Annotated in this window: 8 protein-coding genes; 4 read left to right on the top strand and 4 right to left on the bottom strand. The window is 59.0% G+C overall.

All coding sequences use genetic code 11. The features are described from left to right. The 4 genes from ICI42_RS23340 to rpsL all read right to left on the bottom strand — a co-directional run. Positions 1 to 123, bottom strand: a 123-nt coding sequence (locus ICI42_RS23340) for a GTP-binding protein (protein WP_230980272.1), incomplete at its 3' end; no start/stop codon positions are given. A gap of 66 nt (positions 124 to 189) precedes the next feature. Further along, positions 190 to 2,280 (bottom strand): elongation factor G, encoded by a 2,091-nt coding sequence (gene fusA / locus ICI42_RS23335; RefSeq protein ID WP_188167009.1) that lies wholly within the window; start codon positions 2,278 to 2,280, stop codon positions 190 to 192. 32 nt (positions 2,281 to 2,312) lie between these two features. Continuing rightward, positions 2,313 to 2,783, bottom strand: coding sequence for a 30S ribosomal protein S7 (gene rpsG, locus ICI42_RS23330; RefSeq protein ID WP_188167008.1), 471 nt, complete (start codon positions 2,781 to 2,783; stop codon positions 2,313 to 2,315). A gap of 61 nt (positions 2,784 to 2,844) precedes the next feature. Continuing rightward, positions 2,845 to 3,216 carry a 30S ribosomal protein S12 gene (rpsL, locus tag ICI42_RS23325; protein ID WP_008837709.1) on the bottom strand — a complete coding sequence of 124 codons (372 nt, stop codon included), beginning with the start codon at positions 3,214 to 3,216 and terminating at the stop codon, positions 2,845 to 2,847. A 550-nt stretch (positions 3,217 to 3,766) separates the two neighbouring features. Here rpsL and ICI42_RS23320 point away from each other — a divergent pair. The 4 genes from ICI42_RS23320 (at position 3,767) to ICI42_RS23305 (ending at position 6,370) form a co-directional block, all read left to right on the top strand. After that, the gene (locus ICI42_RS23320; protein WP_188167007.1) at positions 3,767 to 4,048 is read left to right on the top strand and encodes a transcriptional regulator; all 282 of its coding nucleotides are present in this window, start codon (positions 3,767 to 3,769) and stop codon (positions 4,046 to 4,048) included. Positions 4,049 to 4,196: 148 nt separating this feature from the next. Continuing rightward, positions 4,197 to 5,597: a PTS galactitol transporter subunit IIC gene (locus ICI42_RS23315; RefSeq protein ID WP_188167006.1), complete on the top strand. Its 1,401-nt coding sequence runs from the start codon at positions 4,197 to 4,199 to the stop codon at positions 5,595 to 5,597. After that, positions 5,594 to 6,076 carry a PTS sugar transporter subunit IIA gene (locus ICI42_RS23310; RefSeq protein ID WP_188167005.1) on the top strand — a complete coding sequence of 161 codons (483 nt, stop codon included), beginning with the start codon at positions 5,594 to 5,596 and terminating at the stop codon, positions 6,074 to 6,076. Before ICI42_RS23315 ends, ICI42_RS23310 begins: the two co-directional genes overlap by 4 nt. A 6-nt stretch (positions 6,077 to 6,082) precedes the next feature. Continuing rightward, positions 6,083 to 6,370, top strand: a complete 288-nt coding sequence (locus ICI42_RS23305; protein WP_188167004.1) for a PTS sugar transporter subunit IIB — start codon at positions 6,083 to 6,085, stop codon at positions 6,368 to 6,370. The last annotated feature ends 118 nt before the right edge of the window (positions 6,371 to 6,488 follow it).

Genomic DNA, 6,488 nt, shown 5'->3' with positions numbered 1-6,488 from the left:
CGCCTTGTACTCGCCAAAGTACTTCGTGATCGCCGCCGTCAGCGACGTCTTGCCATGGTCGACGTGACCAATCGTGCCAATGTTCACATGAGGCTTATTACGCTCGAATTTACCTTTTGCCATGTGAGGTCTCCAATCCTGCTTGCCCGCATGGGGCAGTTAATCTTGTCGCGTGAAAATTCTGTCGAACTACGCGTATTTCTTCTGAACTTCCTGGGCGACCGCGTTCGGAACCGCCTCGTAGTGGTCGAACTGCATCGTGTACTGGGCGCGGCCCTGAGACATCGAACGCAGGCTGTCGACATACTTGAACATGTTCGCAAGCGGCACCATCGCGTTGACGACGACGGCGATACCGCGGCTTTCCTGGCCCTGAATTTGGCCACGACGGCTGTTCAAGTCACCGATGACGTTGCCGACGTAATCTTCCGGCGTCACGACCTCGACCTTCATGATCGGCTCGAGCAGCTGGACGCCGAGCTTCGGCGCTGCTTCGCGAAGAGCCGCACGTCCGGCGATTTCGAAGGCCAGGACCGAGGAGTCGACATCGTGGTAGGCACCGTCGATCAGGGTCGCCTTGACGCCGATCATCGGGAATCCTGCGAACGGACCGGAGGTCAGAACGCTGCGGATGCCCTTCTCGACGCCCGGGATGTATTCCTTGGGCACCGAACCACCGACGATCTTGGAGTCGAACACAAAGTCTTCGCCTTCGGCGTTGGGCTCGAAGATGATCTTGACGCGGGCGAACTGGCCCGTACCGCCCGACTGCTTCTTGTGCGTGTAGTCCTGCTCGTGGGTGCGGCTGATGGTCTCGCGATAAGCCACTTGCGGAGCACCGACATTCGCCTCGACCTTGAACTCGCGACGCATGCGGTCGACGATGATGTCGAGGTGAAGCTCACCCATGCCGGCGATGATGGTCTGACCCGACTCTTCATCCGACTTGACGCGGAACGAAGGATCTTCGGCAGCCAGGCGGTTGAGGGCGAGGCCCATCTTTTCCTGGTCGCCCTTGGTCTTCGGCTCGATCGCGATCTGGATGACCGGCTCGGGGAATTCCATGCGCTCGAGGATGACCGGCTTCAGCGGATCGCAGAGCGTATCGCCGGTGGTGGTCTCCTTGAGGCCTGCCAGCGCAACGATGTCGCCGGCGAAAGCTTCTTCGATGTCGGCGCGGGAGTTCGAGTGCATTTGCAGCATGCGGCCGATGCGCTCTTTCTTGCCCTTGACGGTGTTGTCGAGGGAAACGCCCTTGGCAAGCTTGCCGGAATAGATGCGGCAGAAGGTCAGCGAGCCGACGAACGGATCGTTCATGATCTTGAAAGCCAGCATCGAGAGCGGCTCGTCATCCGACGAATGACGCTCGATCTCGGCTTCGGTCTTCGGATCGATGCCCTTGATGGCCGGAACTTCGGCCGGGGAAGGCAGGAACTCGACGACGCCGTCCAGAAGCGGCTGGACGCCCTTGTTCTTAAAGGCAGAGCCGCAGAACATCGGGAAGAACTTGACGGCGATGGTGCCCTTGCGGATCAGCGCGCGCAGTTCGTCGTTCGAAGGCATCTTGCCTTCGAGGTAATTTTCGAGAGCCGTCTCGTCCATTTCGACGGCGGCTTCGATCATCTTCTCGCGGAACTCTTCGGCGCGCTCCTGCAGGTCTGCAGGGATCTCGACGACGTCCCAGGCGGCACCGAGGCTTTCGTCGCGCCATACGAGTGCGTTCATCTCGATCAGGTCGACGACGCCCTTGAACTCGTTCTCGGCGCCGATCGGCAGCTGCACGGCAACGGCGGTGGCGCCGAGGCGGCTCTTGATCATCTCGTAGGAGCGGTAGAAGTCCGCACCGATCTTGTCCATCTTGTTGCAGAAGATCATGCGCGGGACATGATACTTGTCGGCCTGGCGCCAGACGGTCTCAGTCTGCGGCTCGACACCTGCGTTGGCGTCCAGCAGAGCGATTGCACCGTCGAGCACGCGCAGCGAACGCTCGACTTCAATGGTGAAGTCGACGTGACCGGGGGTGTCGATGATGTTGAAGCGGCGCTGCTTGCCGTCGCGACCCTTCCAGAAGGTCGTGGTGGCAGCCGAGGTAATGGTGATACCGCGCTCCTGCTCCTGCTCCATCCAGTCCATGGTGGCGGCGCCGTCATGGACTTCACCGATCTTGTGCGACTTGCCCGTGTAATACAGGATGCGCTCGGTCGTGGTCGTCTTGCCGGCGTCGATATGCGCCATAATACCGAAATTACGGTAGTCTTCGATCTTATATTCGCGGGCCATGGGAGGTGCCTCTCAGTCGTTCGTTCGCGCGATTACCAGCGGTAGTGCGCGAAGGCGCGGTTGGCTTCCGCCATCTTGTGGGTGTCTTCACGTTTCTTGACGGCCGTACCGCGATTGTTGGCGGCATCCATCAACTCGCCTGACAGACGATCGACCATCGTGGTCTCGTTGCGGTTGCGAGCGGCGGTGATCAGCCAACGGATAGCGAGAGCCTGACGACGCTCGGGGCGGACGTCAACGGGAACCTGGTAGGTAGCACCACCGACACGGCGCGAGCGCACTTCAACGTGCGGCGCAACATTGTCGAGAGCCTGATGGAACACGGCGACCGGCTCCTGCTTCGTCTTGGACTGCACCTGATCGAGGGCGCCATAGACGATCGTCTCGGCAATCGACTTCTTGCCGTCATACATGACGGCATTCATGAACTTGGTAACAACCAGATCACCGAACTTCGGATCCGGGTTGATTTCGCGCTTATCTGCACTGTGACGTCGGGACATCGTTCTCGTCTCTCGCTAACGTCGGCACGGCACTTTGAAAAAGCGCCAGCACCGGAAAACCTTACTTCGGACGCTTCGCACCGTACTTCGAACGGCGCTGCTTGCGATTCTTGACGCCCTGGGTGTCGAGCACGCCACGAATGATGTGGTAGCGAACGCCCGGCAAATCCTTGACGCGGCCGCCGCGGATCATGACAACCGAGTGCTCTTGAAGGTTGTGGCCTTCACCCGGGATGTAGCCGATCACTTCGAAGCCGTTGGTCAGGCGAATCTTGGCAACCTTGCGCAGGGCGGAGTTCGGCTTTTTCGGCGTCGTCGTATAGACGCGCGTGCAAACGCCACGCTTCTGCGGGTTGGCCTGCATGGCCGGAACCTTATTGCGCTTCACCGGCGCAATGCGCGGCTTGCGGATCAGCTGGTTGACGGTAGGCATTAAACCCTCTTGTCTCTCAATTCCGTGTCTCAAGCCCGTCGGGGCGGCTTCAAGCGCATATCCATACGCAAATTCGGGCCACAAACCGCCTCTAACGGTCCTGCCCGAACAATATGCAGAGGAAGCCTTGCAGCTTCATGCGCGCCGGAAATGTCTTCTTCGCTCGTAAAAACGAACCTTGTTTGAGGCGAACTCCAAAGCGCGTCGCTTCGAAAAACCCAGCCTCACATCGGCTCAGACGAGGCGGCTTCTACCCCCAACCCCGCTTTACGTCAACCCCGATCCGTTAAGAATCTCGGGAATTGGCGGGGTTGAGGGCGCCAGACGGCCCGTTGGTCACTTTGTTACGCAGAAAGTTCCGTGATGGGAAGAAAATAAGCATCCTCGTCCCTAAATGTCCTCCATAAACCAGGATCGGAGGCGGAAAAAGATCAGGGATTTGCCCGACTAAGAATCGCTTTGTGCTCCGATTCTGGACGGGGCGGCTGATTCTTGCCCAGCAGCATGCGATACGATTCCGACGACCATCGATTCTTCAAGGAATGGCATCATGAACGACAACGAAGAACGCCCCGTGACCATCATCACCGGCCGCGTCTGGAGAAAGAAGGGCGGCCGCTCGGAAGGTGTCCATCTCATGCTCGTCTCCCCCGACGACGACACGGCGGTTCGCACCGCGCTTGATGCGCTTTCCAAGGAGGGCTACGCGGAAGCGGAGCTCGACCAGATCGGCGACCTCCAGGATGTGCCGGATGAAGAGCCGCATCTCTCCGCTTATCAAGGCGCCATGGAAGGCGAAGTCTCCATCGTCGTGTTTGATGAGAAGCGTTGAACTAATCTCGACAGCCTGCTCGCTTCTCCTGTCTTGCATAAGAATCGTGGGCACCCGATTGACAGACGAAAGCCTAGACGGCAACTTCTGTTTGTAACTTGAGACAAATGTTCGTTTTACCGATATTCGTCTCCCGGGGAGGGTTCACATGGATTCTATATTGAGCGGCCTCAAGGCCGTGGTCGACACGTTGGGCGCGACCGTGCTTCTGCCCATTGTCATCTTCATCATCGCTCTCGTTTTGGGAGCCAAGGCCGGCAAAGCCTTTCGAGCAGCCGTTACGATCGGCGTCGCGTTCATCGGCATCAATCTGGTGCTTGGCCTGATGCTGGGTGCAATCGGCGATACCGCGCAGGCGATTGTCAAGAATACCGGCATACAGCGCGACATCATCGATGTAGGCTGGCCGTCGGCAGCAGCGATTGCATTTGGCTCGTCCGTGGGTCTTTGGGTCATTCCCATAGGCATCGCCGTCAACATTGTTCTGTTGCTGACCAGAATGACGCGCACGCTCAATGTCGACGTCTGGAATTTCTGGCACTTCGCTTTTATCGGATCGCTGGCTACCGCCGCCACCGGCAGCCTTGCCTATGGACTGGTAGCCGCCGCCCTCATGGCAGCGCTTGCACTTCTGTTCGCGGACTGGTCGGCGCGCGCCGTACAAAAGTTCTATGGCGTGCCGGGCGTCTCAGTGCCGCATCTTGCCTCTGCCCAGATCCTGCCGATAGCCATCGTCGTGAACTGGGTGCTTGACCGTATTCCCGGGATTAACAAGATCGAGATCAACAACGAGACCATTGAGCGCCGCCTCGGCGTGTTCGGTGAACCGATCATTCTCGGCCTCATCATCGGTCTTGTTCTCGGTCTCATCGCCTACTACAACGCCGGCGACGCAGGCACGGTGATTTCGAAGGTCCTGCAGACGGGCATGACGCTTGCGGCCGCCATGCTGCTCTTGCCGCGCATGGTCAAGATTCTAATGGAAGGCCTTTTACCGGTTTCCGAGGCGGCGCACGAGTTTGTCCGCAAGCGGGCCGGTGACCGCGAATTGCTGGTAGGCCTTGATTCCGCGATTCTGATCGGTCATCCGGCTGCGATCTCGTCATCGCTGATCCTTGTGCCGATCGCCATCGTGCTGTCCATCATCCTGCCCGGCAACCGGGTGATCCTGTTTGCCGACCTCGCGGTCATCCCATTCATCGTGGCCATGACCGCGCCGGTTCTTCGCGGCAACGTCTTCCGCATGGTGATCGTGGGCACGATCACGTTGACCGCCGGTTTCTATGTCGCCAACGCCCTCGCCCCGCTGTTCACCAGCGCCGCCGTGGCATCCGGCTTCACGCTTCCCGCCAACGCGGTGCAAATCACTTCGGTTGTGGACGGCTTCCTGTGGATTTCCTACGTCGTGATCGCGGCAATCCAGAACTTCGCCGTGGTGGGGCTTGGCGTGCTCGCCTTGATCATCGGCCTGTGCTTCTGGCTCTATCGACGCAATACGGAGGCATGGGAACGGGCGGCCGGCGCTGACGATGTTGAGTCTGAGGCATGACGGACACGCTGTCCGGCTCTGTCCCGCATGAAGCGATCTTTGCCAACGCGGAGGCTTCAACCCGCCAGGAGGTTATCCGCCTCCTGGGCCAGCGCCTGACGGCTCTGGGCTACGTTCGGGACAGCTATGTGGATGCGGTGCTGAAACGGGAGGCGGAGTTGCCGACCGGATTGCCAATGGGCGGCGACAGCAATGTCGCTGTACCTCACACAGATCCCAAGCATGTTCTGCGTGCTGGCATAGCACTGGCCACTTTGGCAAAGCCTGTCTCTTTCGCCAATATGGAAGACCCAGACGAAGACGTGCCGGTGAGGATCGTCTTCATGCTCGCCATCAACGACAAGGACCGCCAGATAGAGACCTTGCAGCAGGTGCTTCTGACCATTCAGGACGAGGCGCTTGTTGCAAAAATGCTGCTGGCGAAAACGGCTGACGATCTGCATGCTCTGCTGCGGGACGTCGGCAAGCAAGGAAGATAGAACGTCATGGCTTTGAAGAAGAATGTCCTCTTCTGCTGCGGAACGGGCGTGGCGACATCGACCCTGGTCAACAGCGCGGTGACCGAGGCGATGAAACAACGTGGCATCGATATCAACTCCAGCCAGTGCAAGGTGGCGGAAGTGCGCTCCATGCTGAACGGGATCGATCTGGTTGTCTCGACCGCACAGTTACCGAAAGACCTCGGTGTCCCGTCAATGACAACCCTCGCCTTCCTGACAGGATTCGGTAAGGCGGAGGCGTTGGACAAGATCGAAGCAGCGCTGCGTTCCTAAAGCGTGTCGCGTTTGACGTGATTCAGGATTCCCATTTTGGTTGGGGGATGATTCATTGAGGTTCGAAGGAGAACCGCGATGGGCAAGCCGCTACCGATGGCGTTGCGTGAACGTGTTG

Origin of the sequence: Oryzicola mucosus, assembly GCF_014534685.1 — a bacterium.
Lineage (GTDB): Bacteria > Pseudomonadota > Alphaproteobacteria > Rhizobiales > Rhizobiaceae > Oryzicola > Oryzicola mucosus.
The sequence above is the reverse complement of the archived record's forward strand: the minus strand, read 5'-3'. Positions and strand labels throughout refer to the sequence as shown.